The sequence below is a fragment of the Pseudomonas sp. ADAK7 genome (assembly GCF_012935675.1).
GTDB lineage: Bacteria > Pseudomonadota > Gammaproteobacteria > Pseudomonadales > Pseudomonadaceae > Aquipseudomonas.
The window spans coordinates 331231-347356 of the sequence record NZ_CP052861.1; the positions used below are offsets into that span (position 1 = coordinate 331231).

At 60.5% G+C, this 16126-nt stretch carries 13 protein-coding genes; 4 read left to right on the forward strand and 9 right to left on the reverse strand.

All coding sequences use genetic code 11. The features are described 5' to 3' along the window. Positions 1-117: 117 nt before the first annotated feature. Both HKK53_RS01645 and HKK53_RS01650 read left to right on the forward strand, forming a co-directional pair. Positions 118-1614, forward strand: coding sequence for a helix-turn-helix transcriptional regulator (locus HKK53_RS01645; RefSeq protein WP_169369034.1), 1497 nt, complete (start codon positions 118-120; stop codon positions 1612-1614). 194 nt (positions 1615-1808) lie between these two features. Beyond that, a complete protein-coding gene (locus HKK53_RS01650) occupies positions 1809-2057 on the forward strand; it encodes a DUF1652 domain-containing protein (RefSeq protein WP_169369035.1) in 249 nt (82 codons plus the stop codon). A gap of 501 nt (positions 2058-2558) precedes the next feature. On the opposite strand, the gene HKK53_RS01655 is transcribed toward HKK53_RS01650, so the two are convergent. The 8 genes from HKK53_RS01655 to HKK53_RS01690 all read right to left on the reverse strand — a co-directional run bounded on the left by HKK53_RS01655 (position 2559) and on the right by HKK53_RS01690 (position 9972). Beyond that, positions 2559-3674: a Gfo/Idh/MocA family protein gene (locus HKK53_RS01655; RefSeq protein ID WP_169369036.1), complete on the reverse strand. Its 1116-nt coding sequence runs from the start codon at positions 3672-3674 to the stop codon at positions 2559-2561. Positions 3675-3947: 273 nt separating this feature from the next. After that, positions 3948-4715 carry an SDR family oxidoreductase gene (locus tag HKK53_RS01660; RefSeq protein WP_054047414.1) on the reverse strand — a complete coding sequence of 256 codons (768 nt, stop codon included), beginning with the start codon at positions 4713-4715 and terminating at the stop codon, positions 3948-3950. Positions 4716-4753: 38 nt separating this feature from the next. Beyond that, positions 4754-5821 carry a phosphotransferase family protein gene (locus tag HKK53_RS01665; protein WP_169369037.1) on the reverse strand — a complete coding sequence of 356 codons (1068 nt, stop codon included), beginning with the start codon at positions 5819-5821 and terminating at the stop codon, positions 4754-4756. 233 nt (positions 5822-6054) lie between these two features. Further along, complete coding sequence (locus HKK53_RS01670) at positions 6055-7023, reverse strand: 2-hydroxyacid dehydrogenase (protein WP_169369038.1); 969 nt, start codon at positions 7021-7023, stop codon at positions 6055-6057. 206 nt (positions 7024-7229) lie between these two features. Continuing rightward, entirely contained in the window at positions 7230-7754 is a 525-nt protein-coding gene (locus HKK53_RS01675; protein ID WP_169369039.1) for a cysteine hydrolase family protein, read from the reverse strand. 178 nt (positions 7755-7932) lie between these two features. Next, positions 7933-8550 (reverse strand): TetR/AcrR family transcriptional regulator, encoded by a 618-nt coding sequence (locus HKK53_RS01680; RefSeq protein ID WP_169369040.1) that lies wholly within the window; start codon positions 8548-8550, stop codon positions 7933-7935. 80 nt (positions 8551-8630) lie between these two features. Then, positions 8631-9551 (reverse strand): DMT family transporter, encoded by a 921-nt coding sequence (locus HKK53_RS01685; protein WP_169369041.1) that lies wholly within the window; start codon positions 9549-9551, stop codon positions 8631-8633. Positions 9552-9588: 37 nt separating this feature from the next. Next, on the reverse strand, positions 9589-9972 hold the full coding sequence (locus tag HKK53_RS01690; protein ID WP_169369042.1) for a tautomerase family protein: 384 nt from the start codon (positions 9970-9972) through the stop codon (positions 9589-9591). A gap of 322 nt (positions 9973-10294) precedes the next feature. Here HKK53_RS01690 and HKK53_RS01695 point away from each other — a divergent pair, with 322 nt between their 5' ends. Together HKK53_RS01695 and HKK53_RS01700 are read left to right on the forward strand one after the other, a co-directional pair. Then, entirely contained in the window at positions 10295-11575 is a 1281-nt protein-coding gene (locus tag HKK53_RS01695; protein ID WP_169369043.1) for a serine/threonine transporter, read from the forward strand. Between the two features lie 158 nt (positions 11576-11733). Next, a complete protein-coding gene (locus tag HKK53_RS01700; protein WP_169369044.1) occupies positions 11734-13398 on the forward strand; it encodes a SulP family inorganic anion transporter in 1665 nt (554 codons plus the stop codon). Positions 13399-13449: 51 nt separating this feature from the next. On the opposite strand, the gene acnB is transcribed toward HKK53_RS01700, so the two are convergent. Then, positions 13450-16059 carry a bifunctional aconitate hydratase 2/2-methylisocitrate dehydratase gene (gene acnB / locus HKK53_RS01705; RefSeq protein ID WP_169374155.1) on the reverse strand — a complete coding sequence of 870 codons (2610 nt, stop codon included), beginning with the start codon at positions 16057-16059 and terminating at the stop codon, positions 13450-13452. Positions 16060-16126 lie beyond the last annotated feature (67 nt).

Here is a 16126-nt window from a genome sequence, read left to right on the forward strand (position 1 = left end):
CACAGAGTCGGCGTTCAATCAGGATCACGTTGATCCGGCTGCACGATTGCCACCCCCCGCGGTCGTAATCTTCACAGGGCGGCGCTTGAAAGCGACGCCGCACTTTGTGGAGAGCCAATGAGCCAGGACGTCCTGACCACCGAAACCAATCGTCGTCAGTTGCAGCAGATCATCGCCGGTTTGTCCGACGGGGTGATTCTGTTGGAGCTTGACCAGACCATTCTCTGGGCCAATGACGCCGCGCTGGCGATGCACGGGGTCAGTGAGATCGGTGAGTTGGGGGCGAATGCCAGGGAGTACGCCAAGCGCTTCGCCTTGCGCTATCGCAACAATCACCCGGTGCCCGCGGACAATTACCCGATCAACCGCATCGCCCGGGGCGAGATTTTCAGCGATGTATTGGTGGAGGTGATGCCGGCCGGCGATGAAGAGCGCATGTGGGTCCACAGCGTGCGCAGCATGGGGTTGGCCGACAGTGCCGGTGAGCCGGAGTCCCTGGTGCTGATCATGAATGACGTCACCGAATGGGCCAGCGCCGAGCAGCGTTTCGAGAAAACCTTCAACGCCAACCCGGCCCCGGCGGTGATCTGCCGTCTCAGCGATTTGCGTTACATCAAGGTCAACCAGGGCTTCCTGGAAATGACCGGTTACGCCCGTGATCAAGTGATCGGCGTGTCCACCTATGAACTGGACATTCTGCAAGGCGCGGAAAAGAAAGACCTGGCGATCGAACGCCTGCGCCAGCACGCGACGATTCCGCAGATGCAGGCCGAGCTGAAGCTGCCCGACGGCGGCAGTAAACAGGTGGTCGTTGCCGGGCAACCCCTGGAGCTCAATGAAGAAGACTGCATGTTGTTTTCCTTTGTCGACATGGAGCCGCGGCACAAGGTCGAACTTGCCTTGCGCCAGAGCGAGGAGCGCTTCGCCAAGGCCTTTCGCCTGACGCCGGTGCCCACCCTGGTGTGCAGCGCCGAGAGCCAGTTGGTGATCGACGTCAACGAAGCCTTCCTCGATACCTTCGCTTACCCCAGCGAAGAAGTGCTCGGCAAGACCGTGACCGAGATCGACTTCATCGACGACAAGGGCGCGCGCACGCGCTTGTTTGCGGCGCTGGAGAAGGCCGGCAGCCTGGATCGCATCGACGTCCGGGTGCGCAAGAAGGGCGCCGAGCTGATCGAGTGCGCCGTTTCGGCCGACACCGTGAACATTCAGGACAGCCCCTGCTACCTGCTGGTGTTCATGGACATTACCGAGCGCAAACGCACGGAACTGGAGCTGGTATCGGCAATTGAAGAGGTGATGAAAGACGCCTCCTGGTTCAGCCGCACCCTGATCGAAAAACTCGCCAATGTGAAGAACGTCAATTCGCCGAAGTTGCCCAGCGTGTCGTTCACCGACCTGACGGCGCGGGAGCGCGATGTGCTCGGGCTGATCTGCGAAGGCCTGGCCGACAAGGAAATCGCCGCCCGCCTGAAACTGGCGCCGAACACTGTGCGCAATCACGTGTCCACGGTGTATTCCAAGCTGGATGTGCACAGTCGCAGTGAGGCGATTGTCTGGGCGCGCGAGCGTGGATTGTTCTCCACCGAGTGGCGGCCAAAGGCGCAACGATAAGGTGCAAATGCACTAGTCACAGCGGTGCAAATGGATGTTCTGGCACCGTGGCGCAGTTCTTAATCTGTGAGGGTGCGATAAGCGTCTCCGGACCGTTATCGCGTCCCCTTCGAAACAGCTAAAGGAACAGGCACATGAGTCACGAGCAGTTCAACAATGTCTTCGATTTTGCCGTGTCGGTTGGGTGAATCAAGATGATTTATCTGGCGCAATTGCGTACTCAACTGGAACGGAGTTTTTCGCCGCTGGCCTGTGAGTGCACGCTCACGGGGGACAACTCCTTGACCGTGAAGCTCTATCACCCGGTGTCGGGGCAGGTGGATCTGGTGGTCAGTGGTTTGAGTGTGGCCAACCTCAGGACACCGGAGGCGGTGGTGGCGTTGATCGAGGAGCTGCGTTATGAGCTTGAGAGCAATGGCCTGCATCGGCCCGAAACCTCGTAGAACCTCAATTCTCAGTGCCGGCGAGCCCATCATTTGTGATCGACCTATCCGCCTGTTCCAGGGCGTTTACTGGCATTGGCGGGTAGCTAGGCTATAAGAAATGCGTGGTACTTATTTTCTGTGACCGGTCCGCGGCTGCGCGGTGATGTTTGCGTGTCGCGGAAACACGTCGATCAGCCACTGCAGGTCTGTCTATGAAGAGTCTTGGGAAACGCGTTTTGATGCCGCTGTCGCTCGCCTTTTGCGCGGTGATTACAAGTGGTTGTGCCAGTCCGCCGCCGCCGGCCCCCGTCATACCTCCACCGCCGCCTGAACGCACCTGCCAGACCCTGGATAACACCGATGTGATGGGCGATGCGCGCATGGACGAGCAGGTGACTCGAACCACCACGACCACCCGGTGTGTCACTCAATAGATCCAGCAGGCGATGAACAACCCTGTGGCGAGGGAGCAACCTCCCTCGCCACAGGTTCAGTGCCAGTCTTGAGCGGCGGGTATTCCTACACTTCCTCGATCCTGACCCAACGCGATTCGTTCGCCGCCAAGCGAATCGCCGCCGCCAACCGTTCCACTTCCCACGCCTGTTCGAAATCCGTCCCCCCTTGGCTGAGCCCGGCCAACGCCATCACCAGGTCATGCACCTCCAGCGTCTTCAGTTCGTTGTAACCCAGTTGATGCCCGGCCGCCGGGCTGAACGCTGCATAGCCCGGCAGGTTCGGCCCCGCCAGCAAGCGCTGGAAGCCGTCCTGCCCGGCGCGGAACAGGCGCAATTCATTCAAGCGTTCCTGATCGAAGGCGAGGGTGCCTTTTGTGCCGCTGATCTCGAAGCTCAGGTGATTCTTGTAACCGTGCTTGAGCCAACTGCTGCTGAACGTGCCCCGGGCGCCATTGGCAAACCGCAGCAGCGCATGGACCTGATCGTCCACCGCGATGGTGCGTTGCTCCTGGCTGCCGGCAGTGGCGGGGCGTTGCCGGTGCACGGTCTGGGTATCGGCGCACACCGCCTCGACATCGCCCAGCAGATAGCGGGCCATCGACAGCAGGTGACTGCCCAGGTCCGCCAGCGCACCCCCGGCATGCTCGGCATCGCAACGCCAGGACCAGGGCGATGCGGCATCGGCCATGAAGTCTTCGCTGAACTCACCCTGGAAACTGATGATGTTGCCCAGTTCGCCGTTCTCGATCAGCTCCTGCGCCAGGCCGATCATCGGGTTGTGCTGATAGTTGTAACCGACCCGCGTCACCACGCCCGCGGCTTTGGCCGCCAGGCGCATGGCGTCGGCCTGTTGGAGGCTTACGGCCAGGGGCTTTTCGCAATACACCGGTTTGCCGGCGGCGAGGGCGGCCATGGCCATGGGGTAGTGCAGGTGATTGGGGGTGGTGATGGCGATCAGATTGACCTTCGGGTCATCGATCAGCTGTTGCCAGTCGCTGTGGGCGCTGTCGAAACCCCAGGCATCGGCGCATTGCCGGGCGCGCAGCGGATCAGCGTCAGCCAGGGCGGCGAGTTTAAGCTTCAGGGGCAGTTCGAAAACCGCGCTGACATTGCGAAACGCCAAGGCGTGGGCACGGCCCATGAAACCTGTGCCGATGAGTCCGATACCGAGTTCGCGCATAGCCGGGGTCCTTTTGGATTTTTGTTTTCAGGAGGGCTATTTATGGAATAAATATTCGTTATTAGCAAATGGTAGAATTTATATTTCTTCCGGCTGATCGTTCCCACGCTCCGCGTGGGAATGCAGCCCGGGACGCTCCGCGTCCCATCCAGAGCCGAACGCGGAGCGTCCGAAGAGGCATTCTCACGCAGAGCGTGGGAACGATCAGTGAGTGACGGCGTGAAATAAAAAAGGCAGCCCCGAGGCTGCCTTTTTGTGTTCGGGTGAATCGAATCAGGACAGAAAACCGCCATCTACGTTCAGGGAGACCCCCGTGGTGTAGCTCGATGCATCGCTGGCGAGATAAAGCACCGCACCCGCCATCTCACTCGGATCCGCGACGCGTTTGAGCGGGATCTGCTGCAAAGCAGTCTTCAGAATCGCATCGTTCTTCACCAGCGCCGAGGCGAACTTGGTGTCGGTCAGGCCCGGTAGCAACGCGTTGCAGCGAATACCGAATTGCGCGCATTCCTTGGCGAAGACTTTGGTCATGTTGATCACCGCCGCCTTGGTCACCGAGTAGATGCCCTGGAAGATCCCCGGCGAGATGCCGTTGATCGACGCCACGTTGATGATGCTGCCGCCACCGTTGTCGCGCATCAGCTTGCCGGCTTCTACCGACATGAAGAAGTAGCCACGGATGTTGACGTCGACGGTTTTCTGGAAGGCGCTGAGGTCGGTGTCCAGCACGTTGCAGAATTGCGGGTTGGTCGCAGCGTTGTTGACCAGGATGTCCAGGCGCCCGAACTGCTCGCGGATGGCGGCGAAGACTTGGGTGATCTGTTCCATTTCGCCGATGTGGCAGGCGATGGCGGTGGCTTTGCCGCCGGCGGCGATGATCGCGTCGGCCACGTGTTGGCAGCCGTCCAGTTTGCGGCTCGAAACAATCACATGAGCGCCTTGCTGGGCCAGCAGTTTGGCGATGGCTTCACCGATGCCACGGCTGGCGCCGGAGACGAAAGCGATCTTGCCGTCGAGGTCGAACAACTGAGTCTTGGACATGGGATTCTCTTATAAAAAGTCTTGTTTTGAGGCCTGGATCAGAGGCTGGATTTCTGGATGACCTGCAAGCTCATCTGCTCCAGCAGTTTGTTCATGTGAATGAACTGCGCGAAGCGTTTGTCCTGGGTCTGGCCATGGAAGAAGCGGTAGTAGATCTGCTGCACGATGCCGGCCAGGCGGAACAGGCCGTAGGTGTAGTAGAAGTCGAAATTGTCGATCTGGATGCCCGAGCGTTCGGCGTAGTAATCGACGAACTCGCGGCGGGTCAGCATGCCCGGCGCGTGGCTCGGCTGGCGGCGCATCAGTTGCACCGGCGCCGGGTCGCTGGCTTCGATCCAGTAGGCGAGGGTGTTGCCCAGGTCCATCAGCGGATCGCCGAGGGTGGTCAGTTCCCAGTCGAGCACGCCGATGATGTCCATCGGGTTGTTCGGGTCGAGGATCACGTTGTCGAAGCGGTAGTCGTTGTGGACGATGCTCGACGTCGGGTGGTCGGCGGGCATTTTGTCGTTGAGCCAGGCCTTGACCACGTCCCACTGCGGCGCGTCGGGGGTCAGCGCCTTCTCGTAGCGCTCGCTCCAGCCTTTGATCTGCCGTGCCACGTAGCCTTCGGGTTTGCCGAGATCGGCCAGGCCACAAGCCTTGTAGTCGACCCGGTGCAGTTCGACGAACTTGTCGATGAAGCTTTTGCACAGCGCTTCGGTATTGGCCGAATCCAGGCCCAGTTCCGGCGGCAGTTCCGAGCGCAGGATGATGCCGTTGACCCGCTCCATCACATAGAACTCGGCACCGATCACCGATTCGTCGGTGCAGTGCACGTAGGCCTTGGGACAATAGGGGAAGCCGTCCTTGAGCTGGTTGAGAATGCGGAACTCGCGGCCCATGTCATGGGCGGACTTGGCCTTGTGGCCGAACGGCGGGCGCCGCAGGACGAATTCCTGTTCGGGGTATTCCAGCAGGTACGTCAAGTTCGACGCGCCACCGGGAAACTGACTGATCGCCGGCAAGCCGCTCAGGCCCGGAATATGGGCCTTGAGGTACGGATCGATCAGGCTGGCATCAAGTTCTTCGCCGGAGCGGATACGGGTGGACTGATCAGTAAGCGCCATGCTTATCCCTTCTGCTTATTTTGGAGGCCAGACATCATTGGCTAATCTAATGGTGAGACGGGCGTGCCACAAGCGCGGCCCGGTCTTATAGGCTAGCGTGTTGCTGGATAATCAACGTTCCTGATGTGCGAAAAGCGGCGGCGCAGGCTATGGCTCAGGGAATGCTGCGCTGCCAGTAAGGAGCTTTGATTGGGTGAGCTATCCCGACGGCTGTGGGCGCTGTCGGGCGTGCTTTAGGGCGCACTCCGGGCGAGGATCGGAATCGGCAACTCAATCGGCGTCAGCACCGGATGACCGGCAAAGAACGCCAGCAGGTTTTTGCCCACCAGCTCCACGGTGCCTTGGGTGGCCTCCGGGGACAGCCCGGCGACATGGGGCGTCAGAATCACGTTGGTCAAGGCCTTGAGGGCATCGGGCACCTTGGGTTCATGGTCGAACACGTCGAGTGCGGCGCCACCGATCCTGCGTTGCTCCAGCGCGCTGATCAGGTCTGCCGTGACCACGACGCTGGCCCGGGCAATGTTCACCAGGAAACCGTTAGGCCCCAGCGCGTCCAGCACCTGACGATTGATCAGGTGCTGGGTGCCCAGCCCGCCGGGCGTGGCGACGATCAGGAAATCCGAGGCCCGGGCCAGTTCCGTCGGCGTCGAGCAGTAGCTGTACGGCACGTTACTGCGATGCTGACGGTTGTGGTAACTCACGCTCATGTCGAAACCATTGGCCGCACGCTGGGCGATGGCCAGGCCGACCGCCCCCAATCCGAGAATGCCCAGGCGCTTGCCGGCCAGGGATGGGCGCATGATTTTCGGCCATTCGCCACGGCGCACGGCGGCATCGGCCCGGGGAATATCGCGCACCAGCGACAGCAACAAGGCCATGGCGTGGTCGGCCACCGAAGAGGCATTGACCCCGGCGCCATTGGTGACCGTGATGCCGCGGTCGCTGGCGGCTTGCAGGTCGACGTGTTCGTAGCCGGCACCGATCACGCAGATGATTTTCAGGGTGGGCAGGGCGGCGATTTCTTCTCTGTACAACCCCAGCGGGCCGCGAGTCAGCACGGCATCGATGCGCGCACCGTGGGTGGCGATGGCCTGGGCGCGCTCGGCAGGGGTCGGTGCCAGAATCAGGTGAAAGCCCTGATGTTCAAGAATAGGCAGGTAGTCATTGATGGTTTCAACCAATACCAGAACGGTTGCAGTCATGCTGGGCTCCTGTGGGCATCGAAATGTCGGGGCTCGAAAGTCGTTTCAGATTGCTGATTCCAGAGCGGTTTGGCAATCACCAAAGATCGCCGCAAAGATCAAAGATCGCAGCCTGCGGCAGCTCCTGCGGGATTGCGGTTGTCGGCAAAATGTCGACGAATGCAATCAGTGTAGGAGCTGGCGAAGCCGGCGATCTTTTCAATCGATCAAAATTCAATGTCCGCCGTGCAAACGACCTGGGCGAACGCACCGTTCAAGGTCGCATTATGGTGCTCGATGATCGCCCGGGCCGGCAGCGCGGGCGTGTCCATGCAGGTATGGGCATCGGCCACCAGCACCGGTTTGAACCCGAGGTCGGCCGCGGCCCGGCAAGTGCTGTCGATGCAGTACTGGGTTTTCATGCCGACGATGAACAGCTCGTTGATCCCGCCGGCCCGCAGTTGCTCTGCCAGTGCTGTTCCGTAGAAAGCATTGGGTTTGCACTTGTCGAACAGGCTGTCGCTGCTGGCATCCAGCTCCAGGGCGGGCAGCAACTGCCAAAGGGGGCTGCCGGCCTCGATGGGAGAACCTTGCGGCCCGGTGTGGCGGACCGCAAAGATCGATACTTCAAGTGCTCGCGCACGGCGTATGAGTTGCTGGATGTTGGCCAGTATTCGCTCGCCGTCGTGGGGCTGGTCCGGGCCGCTGAACAGGCCCACCTGCATATCAATGATCAAAAGTGCCGATGACATAGGTGTTTCTCCGTGAAGTGCCGAACGGACGGGAGAAACAACAAGGCCCCGTCCATTGCTGGCGGGGCCTTGGGTCTACTGCGCTGGATTTATCTCGGCCAGCCACCCCACGACCCGCCGGAAGCGGTCGTGGTGCTGGTGCGGGTGAGGTTCAGCGCAGCAAAGTTCATGGGGGCGATCATGCTGTCGGCGTTGCAGGCTTGTCAACGGCGTTGTCCGCTGTCAGAAAGGTCCGCGCTGCATCAAGAATCTCATCGGACAAGACGTCCCCACGGGTGGCGCGGGCCAGGGTCAGGGCGCCGACCATCAGTGAATACTCCACCAGCGCCTGGCGTCGATCACTGTCGGCATCGCCTGAATTCAGCAGCGATCCGTAGGATTCCAGCAGGCGGTTGAGGCCGTCCATGAACGTCTGGCGCAAACCGCTATCGGCTGCTTCGTGGCACATGTCCCCGGCAAAGGCGACCACCGGGCAGCTGTCGCCGGGATTGTCGCGGCTGCTGGCCGACAAATACGGTTTGATCAGCGCGTGCCGGGCGGCGTTCTGGTCAGCGTGCTCGGCGATCCTGGTTTTCCAGCGTTCTGCCGATTGCTCGAACGCCCGACCTCCGGCCTCACGGGCCAGGGCTTCCTTGGACTCGAAATGCCCATAGAAACCGCCATGGGTCAGGCCGGCGGCGCCCATCACATCGACGACGCTGATGCCATGCAGGCCGCGCTCGCGAAACAGCCGCGTGGCGGCCTCGACGATGATTTCGCGGTTGAGATCGGCTTGTTTGCGGGAGACTCGAGGCATGGCGGGCTCACATTCTTTAGATGTATCGATGGCCGGCATCTTAGGGAACTACCGGCGCCGTGTCTCCCTGACGGGGGGACTCAGGTGTTCGGTTGCAGCGCGACCGTCGGCGGGATCGTGGGGTTTTTCTTGCCTGATTGCAGCACATAGACGCCGCCAAGAATCAGCAGCATCGCCAACAGGTCGAGGCTCTTGATCGGTTCGCCCACCAATAGGGTGCCAATCAATAAGGCCACCACCGGCGGAATGTAGGTGACGCCAGAAGCGGCGAGGGCGCCCAGGCGTTGCACGATAAAGTAATAAAGGATGTAGGCGATACCGGTGCCGGCCAGGCCTAAACCCAAGATCACACCGGTCAGTGCCACCGGGTCGGCGCTGATTGCGCTCATGCCGTGCATATCGGTGATCAGCGTGATCAACACCAGGGCCAAGCCAATTTGATAGGTCGACAGCGCCAGCGGCGACAGGCCCAGGGGCGTGATGAAACGCCGCGCATACACGAACGAGCAGCCGACGCTCAGCGAGCCGGCAATCATATACAACACGCCGCTGACATCGACCCCCGCCGCCAGGCTGTTCCACGGTCGGGCGATGAGGATCACCCCGATAAACCCGAGGAAAATGCCGAAGGCTGTGCGGCGATTCAGCGGTTCGGCCCGCAGGAACAGCCACGCCGTCACGAAGGAAAACAGCGGGATCGCGCCGCTGAGCATCCCGGCCACGCTCGACAACAGCAGCGACGTGCCTTTGGCGAACGCGTAGTAGTAAATCACCGTCGCCAGTAAAGCCATGACCAGAAAGTGATGACTATGGCGCAAGTGCGACCAGCTGAGGCCTCGGCGCACCAAGGCGAATATCAGGATTGGCAGGAACCCGAATAACACTCGCAGAAAAACGATTTGGGTTGGGGTAATCCAGGCGGCAGCCCACTTCATGAAAATGAAGTTGGTGCCCCAGATCAGGCCGAGCAATGCGAACGCGATATACGCGGCCTGTTTCATGACGGTACTCCCGAGGCGATGTGAAAGGTTAGACCGTTTAAACGGCAAACTGACCGATGCCATTGCCGAACGACCAGTTTTCGCGCTTGACCTCCACCAGGTTGATAAACACATCTTCCAGACGCACGTCCAACTCGGTATTGAGGCTCTCGGCGATGGTCTTGTAGAGCAGTTTTTTCTTCTCTGTCGTACGGCCCTCCATCAGGGTGATCTGGATGATCACCAATCCGTCCGTGCGGTTGATGCCCATGAAGGTCGGGTCGTAGATGAAGTGGTTTTCATCGTGTTCGGCGAGGATCTGGAAATTATCGTTCTCGGGAACATCGATGGCGCTGTGCATCGCCGCGTAGATCAACTTGCCCACACGCTTGGCGAACGTCGGGTCCTGGTGTTTTTTGATGTCGATGCGAACGAGTGGCATGGGAAGACTCCGCGAGTGGGGCTGCCGGTCAGCAGGTGAGATTGAAAATACATGACGTATGTCTTTTATTGAATAGATTTTTTAAAACATCTATTGATTCCCGACGCAAGGTGGATGTAAGAGCGAGCCTGTGAGTAGCTACCACTGCGGGCTCTGGCGCTTTTGCCGTCTGATCCGCATAACCGCTCCTCAGCTAAGTCTTTGCTTCTGCTCATTAATCCCGGACAATCGCGCCCCTGTTTCGGCCAGGGCGCTGCCTGTCGGATTTTTCCGACTCGTCCTGGCCGGGTAGCAACTGACCGGAATGCGGAGATCCCACCGGATGAATGATCAGGCCAATAGCGTCGACGAACGCTATGTAGCGGCGGCACCAGCGACCCTCGAAAGCTGGAATCGCCATGACACCACCTGGATGCTCGGCCTGTTTGGCACGGCGATCGGGGCGGGTACGTTGTTTTTGCCGATCAACGCGGGCCTGGGCGGCTTCTGGCCGTTGATGATCCTGGCAGTGCTGGCGTTCCCCATGACGTTCTACGCCCACCGTGGCCTGACCCGTTTCGTGTTGTCCGGCCGCAAAGGCGCGGACATTACCGAAGTGGTGGAAGAACACTTCGGCATCAGCGCCGGCGCGATGATCACCTTGCTGTACTTCCTGGCGATCTTCCCGATCCTGTTGATTTACAGTGTGGCGCTGACCAACACCGTGGGCAGTTTCCTTGAGCATCAAATGCACATTGAGCCGCCACGCCGATGGGTGCTGTCGCTCGTGCTGATCCTCGGCCTGTTGGGTGTGGTGCGCTGTGGCGAGCAGATGATCGTCAAGGCCATGAGCCTGATGGTTTATCCGTTTATCGTGGCGCTGCTGTTTCTCGCGGTATTCCTGATTCCGCACTGGAACGGCGGCATTCTCAGCACCGCGTCCACGCTGCCGGAGCCGTCGGCACTGCTGCGCACCTTATGGCTGGCGATTCCGGTGATGGTGTTCTCGTTCAACCATTCACCGATCATCTCGGCGTTCGCGGTGGACCAGAAGCGTCGCTACGGCGATCACGCCGAAGAGCGCAGCTCGCAGATCCTGTCCCGTGCCCACCTATTGATGGTGGTCATGGTGCTGTTCTTTGTCTTTAGCTGTGTGCTGACCCTATCCCCGGCGCAACTCGCGGAAGCCAAGAGTCAGAACCTGTCGATCCTGTCGTACCTGGCCAACCACTTCAGCAACCCGACCATCGCCTTCGCGGCGCCGTTGATTGCCTTCGTGGCCATTTCCAAGTCGTTCCTGGGCCACTACATCGGCGCCAGCGAAGGCTTCAAGGGCCTGATCGTCAAATCGGGCGCGCGCCCGTCACCTAAAAACCTGGACCGCATCACCGCTGCGTTCATGCTGGTGGTGTGCTGGATCGTCGCGACCTGGAACCCGAGCATCCTCCGCATGATCGAAACCCTCGGCGGCCCGGTCATCGCGGCCATCCTGTTCCTGATGCCGATGTACGCGATCCGCAAAGTGCCAGCCATGGCACGTTATCGCGGTCAGGCCTCCAACGTCTTCGTGACGGCGGTGGGCCTGGTGGCGATTTCGGCGTTGATCTATTCGCTGACGGCCTGATAGCCACTGATCGTTCCCACGCTCCGCGTGGGAACGATCACGCCCGATTCTCGCAAAGCAGCTGACCCAGCGCATACACCCCACCGGATAAACAGCTACCCTAGAGCCTTCATTGACGCGTCGTAGACGGCCTGTTGATCTTTCTCTGGAGACGCTGCATGGCTCGTGCTCAAGGCGCTTTGGTGCAACCCCGTGCCGCTACCCCCAACCGTTGGCAGGACCTGTTGGCCGGGTTGTCGATTGCCGGTTTGCTGTTGCCGGAGGCCGTGGCCTATTCCAGCATCGCCGCGGTGCCGCCCCAGGCTGGGGTCATCGCCTTATTTGCCGGTTTGCTGTGCTACGCGCTGCTGGGTACCAGCCGTTTTGCCATCGTGTCCGCGACTTCATCCTCTGCCGCCGTTCTCGCCGCCGCCACCGCCACGCTGGCCAACGGGGATTCGGCCCTGCGCCTGTCGTTGGCGATCGGTTTGGTACTGGTGACCGGTGGATTCTTCCTGTTGGCCGGATTGCTGAAACTCGGCAGCGTTACCTCGTTCATCGCCAAACCGGTGCTGCGTGGCTTTGCGCTCGGGCTGGCGCTGACGATCATTCTCAAGCAGGTAGCGAGCATCGTTGACGTGCACCTGAGCAACGGCAACCTGATCCGTTTCGTCCCGCAACTGCTGGAACAGTGGCCGCAGTGGAATCGCGTCGGCCTGTTGGTTGCGGCCGTGGCGTTGTTGGTGTTGGCGCTGTGCGCGCGATTTCGTCGTGTGCCGGGTGGCTTACTGGTGGTGGCGCTCGGTATCGCGGCCAGCCAGTGGCTGAATCTGCCAGCCTATGGCGTGGACCTGATCGGCGTCATCGACCTGAGCCTCGAAGTGCCGCGGTTGCCGGTGTTGCCGTTTACCGACTGGTTGCGCCTGGGGGAGTTGGCGTTTGCCATGGTGATGATCCTGTATGCCGAATCCTACGGCTCGATCAGTGCCTTCGCCTTGAAGCATGGCGACCGCGTGTCGTCGAACCGCGACTTGCTGGCCCTCGGCGCGGCGAACCTGCTGTCCGGCCTGTTCCATGGCATGCCGGCGGGCGCTGGTTACTCCGCGACCTCAGCCAACGAGGCGGCGGGTGCCGGTTCGCGGTTGTCCGGCGTAGTTGCAGCGCTGGTGGTGTTGCTGATCGTTATGACAATGTTGCCCTACATCGCCCTGACCCCCGAGCCGGTGCTGGCGGCCATCGTCATTCATGCCTTGGCGCGCGGCTTGAGCCTGCAGCCGCTGGGCCGCTATTTCATCTGGCGCCGCGATCGGGTGCTGGTGATCTGCGCGGTGGCGGCGGTGTTGGTGTTGGGTGTGCTGGACGGCTTGCTGGTGGCGGTGGTGATCAGCGTGGTGCTGATGCTCAAGCAGATGTCGTCGGCGGATATTCAAGTGTTGGGGCAAATGGGCGGCGGTCACGATTATGTCGATGTGCAACGTCACCCGGACGCCCGGCAAATCCCCGGGGTCTTGATCGTACGGCCCAGCGAGGCACTGTTCTTCGCCAACGTGGAACGCATTCTCGGTGGTGCGCTGCGTCTGGCCCGCCATGCACAGCCGCCGGTGCATACGATTATTCTCAGCCTGGAAGAATCCCCCGACCTGGACGGCACCAGTATCGAAGTGCTGGAAGGCTTCTTTTTGCAGGTGCGGGCCGAGGATAAATTGCTGATTTTGGCGCGGCTCAAGCACGAAGCCAAAGCGGTGCTCTCGACGTTGCCGGTGCAGGAACTGGAGCAGGTCATTCTCAGCGGCCTGAGTGTTGATGGTGCGGTGCAACAGGCGTGCGCGTTGGCGCCGGCATAAAAAAACGCCGCTCATCTCGCGATGGGCGGCGTTTTCTATTGCGTTGCAGCGTTAGGCTTGAACGACCGGAATGTTGGCGTTCGCAGCAGCTTCACGGAACTCGGCAATCTGGTCGAAGGACAGGTAGCGGTAGACATCAGCCGCCATGCTGTCGATCTTGCCAGCGTATTCCATGTACTCCTCGACGGTCGGCAGGCGACCCAGGATCGAAGCAACGGACGCCAGCTCAGCCGAAGCCAGGTAGACGTTCGCGCCGTCACCCAGACGGTTCGGGAAGTTACGGGTCGACGTCGACACCACAGTCGAGTTCGGCTCTACACGTGCCTGGTTACCCATGCACAGCGAGCAACCCGGCATTTCCATGCGAGCGCCAGCCTTGCCGTAGATGCCGTAGTAGCCTTCTTCGGTCAACTGGTGAGCGTCCATTTTGGTCGGCGGCGACAGCCACAGACGGGTTGGCAGCTGACCCTTGACCTGATCCAGCAGCTTACCGGCAGCGCGGAAGTGACCGATGTTGGTCATGCACGAACCGATGAACACTTCGTCGATCTTCTCGCCAGCAACGCTGGACAGCAGACGGGCGTCGTCCGGATCGTTTGGCGCGCAGAGCACAGGCTCTTTGATGTCGGCCAGGTCGATTTCGATGATTTCCGCGTATTCGGCGTCAGCATCGGCAACCATCAGCTCAGGATTGGCAACCCAGGCTTCCATCGCTTGAGCGCGACGTTCCAGAGTACGTGCATCGCCGTAGCCTTCGCCGATCATCCAGCGCAGCAGGGTGATGTTGGAGTTCAGGTACTCGGTGATGGAATCTTTCGACAGCTTGATGGTGCAACCGGCAGCCGAACGTTCAGCCGAGGCGTCGGACAGCTCGAAAGCCTGTTCGATGCTCAGGTTGTCCAGGCCTTCGATTTCCAGAATGCGGCCGGAGAACGCGTTCTTCTTGCCTTTCTTTTCAACGGTCAGCAGGCCAGCCTGGATCGCGAAGTAAGGAATGGCGTGAACCAGGTCGCGCAGGGTAACGCCCGGTTGCATCTTGCCTTTGAAGCGCACCAGAATCGATTCCGGCATGTCCAGCGGCATGACGCCAGTGGCAGCAGCAAACGCTACCAGACCGGAACCGGCCGGGAACGAAATGCCCATCGGGAAACGGGTGTGGGAGTCACCACCGGTACCGACGGTGTCCGGCAGCAGCATGCGGTTCAACCACGAGTGGATGATGCCGTCGCCCGGACGCAGGGAAACGCCGCCGCGGGTCATGATGAAGTCTGGCAGCGTGTGGTGGGTGGTCACGTCGATCGGCTTTGGATAGGCCGCGGTGTGGCAGAAGGACTGCATGACCAGATCGGTCGAGAAGCCCAGGCACGCCAGGTCTTTCAGTTCATCACGGGTCATAGGACCGGTGGTGTCCTGGGAACCGACGGTGGTCATCTTCGGTTCGCAGTAGGTGCCAGGACGAACGCCTTTGCCTTCTGGCAGACCGCACGCCTTGCCGACCATTTTCTGTGCCAGGGTGAAACCCTTGCCAGTGTCGACAGGTGCTTCAGGCAGCTTGAACAGATCGGTAGGACCCAGGCCCAGTTCGGCACGGGCCTTGTCGGTCAGGCCACGGCCGATGATCAGTGGAATACGGCCGCCAGCGCGAACTTCGTCCAACAGCACCGGAGTCTTCATTTCGAAGGTGGTCAGGACTTCGTCGGTGCCGTGTTTGCAGACTTTGCCAGCATGCGGGTACAGGTCGATCACGTCGCCCATGTTCATGTTGGTCACGTCGAACTCGATTGGCAGTGCGCCGGCATCTTCCATGGTGTTGTAGAAGATTGGAGCGATCTTGCTGCCGAAGCAGAAACCGCCAGCACGCTTGTTCGGCACGTTAGGAACGTCGTCGCCGAAGAACCACAGCACCGAGTTGGTTGCCGATTTACGCGACGAACCGGTACCGACCACGTCACCGACGTAGGCGATCGGGAAGCCTTGACCGCGCATTTCTTCGATCTGCTTCATCGGGCCAGTCACGCCTTGGGCGTCAGGCACGATGCCTTCACGGGCCATTTTCAGCATGGCCAGGGCGTGCAGCGGGATGTCCGGGCGGGACCAGGCGTCCGGGGCAGGGGACAGGTCGTCGGTGTTGGTTTCACCGGTGACCTTGAACACGCGCAGGCTGATCTTGTCGGCCAGGACAGGGCGGTTCTTGAACCACTCGCCGTCAGCCCAGGACTGGAGCACGCCTTTGGCGTGTTCGTTGCCGTTCTTGGCTTTTTCCGCGACGTCGTGGAACGCATCGAACATCAGCAGGGTGTGCTTGAGTTGAGCGGCAGCGACTGGGGCCAGTTCGGCGCTGTCGAGCAGGTCAACCAGGGTCACGATGTTGTAGCCGCCCTGCATGGTGCCGAGCAGTTCAACCGCGCGCTTCTTGTCGATCAGAGGGGAAGTTGCTTCGCCTTTGGCCAGGGCAGACAGGAAACCAGCCTTTACATAGGCCGCTTCGTCCACGCCAGGTGGAATGCGATTGGTGATCAGGTCAACGAGGAAAGCTTCTTCGCCAGCCGGGGGATTCTTCAGCAGCTCGACCAGGCCTGCAGTTTGTTCGGCGTTAAGCGGCTGGGGAACGATACCCAGTGCTGCACGCTCTTCGATATGTTTGCGGTAGGCTTCAAGCACAGTTATTACCCTCATCAGTGGTCCCAAATGGGTGTCCGGGACGCTCATCCCGAAATTGCCGTACTCA

Bases quoted from the DNA above. Each gene is read 5' to 3' on its own strand.
- HKK53_RS01645 (WP_169369034.1), top strand. From the start codon at position 118: ATGAGCCAGGACGTCCTGACCACCGAAACCAATCGTCGTCAGTTGCAG.
- HKK53_RS01650 (WP_169369035.1), top strand. From the start codon at position 1,809: ATGATTTATCTGGCGCAATTGCGTACTCAACTGGAACGGAGTTTTTCG.
- HKK53_RS01655 (WP_169369036.1), bottom strand. From the start codon at position 3,674: ATGCGCGAACTCGGTATCGGACTCATCGGCACAGGTTTCATGGGCCGT.
- HKK53_RS01660 (WP_054047414.1), bottom strand. From the start codon at position 4,715: ATGTCCAAGACTCAGTTGTTCGACCTCGACGGCAAGATCGCTTTCGTC.
- HKK53_RS01665 (WP_169369037.1), bottom strand. From the start codon at position 5,821: ATGGCGCTTACTGATCAGTCCACCCGTATCCGCTCCGGCGAAGAACTT.
- HKK53_RS01670 (WP_169369038.1), bottom strand. From the start codon at position 7,023: ATGACTGCAACCGTTCTGGTATTGGTTGAAACCATCAATGACTACCTG.
- HKK53_RS01675 (WP_169369039.1), bottom strand. From the start codon at position 7,754: ATGTCATCGGCACTTTTGATCATTGATATGCAGGTGGGCCTGTTCAGC.
- HKK53_RS01680 (WP_169369040.1), bottom strand. From the start codon at position 8,550: ATGCCTCGAGTCTCCCGCAAACAAGCCGATCTCAACCGCGAAATCATC.
- HKK53_RS01685 (WP_169369041.1), bottom strand. From the start codon at position 9,551: ATGAAACAGGCCGCGTATATCGCGTTCGCATTGCTCGGCCTGATCTGG.
- HKK53_RS01690 (WP_169369042.1), bottom strand. From the start codon at position 9,972: ATGCCACTCGTTCGCATCGACATCAAAAAACACCAGGACCCGACGTTC.
- HKK53_RS01695 (WP_169369043.1), top strand. From the start codon at position 10,295: ATGAATGATCAGGCCAATAGCGTCGACGAACGCTATGTAGCGGCGGCA.
- HKK53_RS01700 (WP_169369044.1), top strand. From the start codon at position 11,734: ATGGCTCGTGCTCAAGGCGCTTTGGTGCAACCCCGTGCCGCTACCCCC.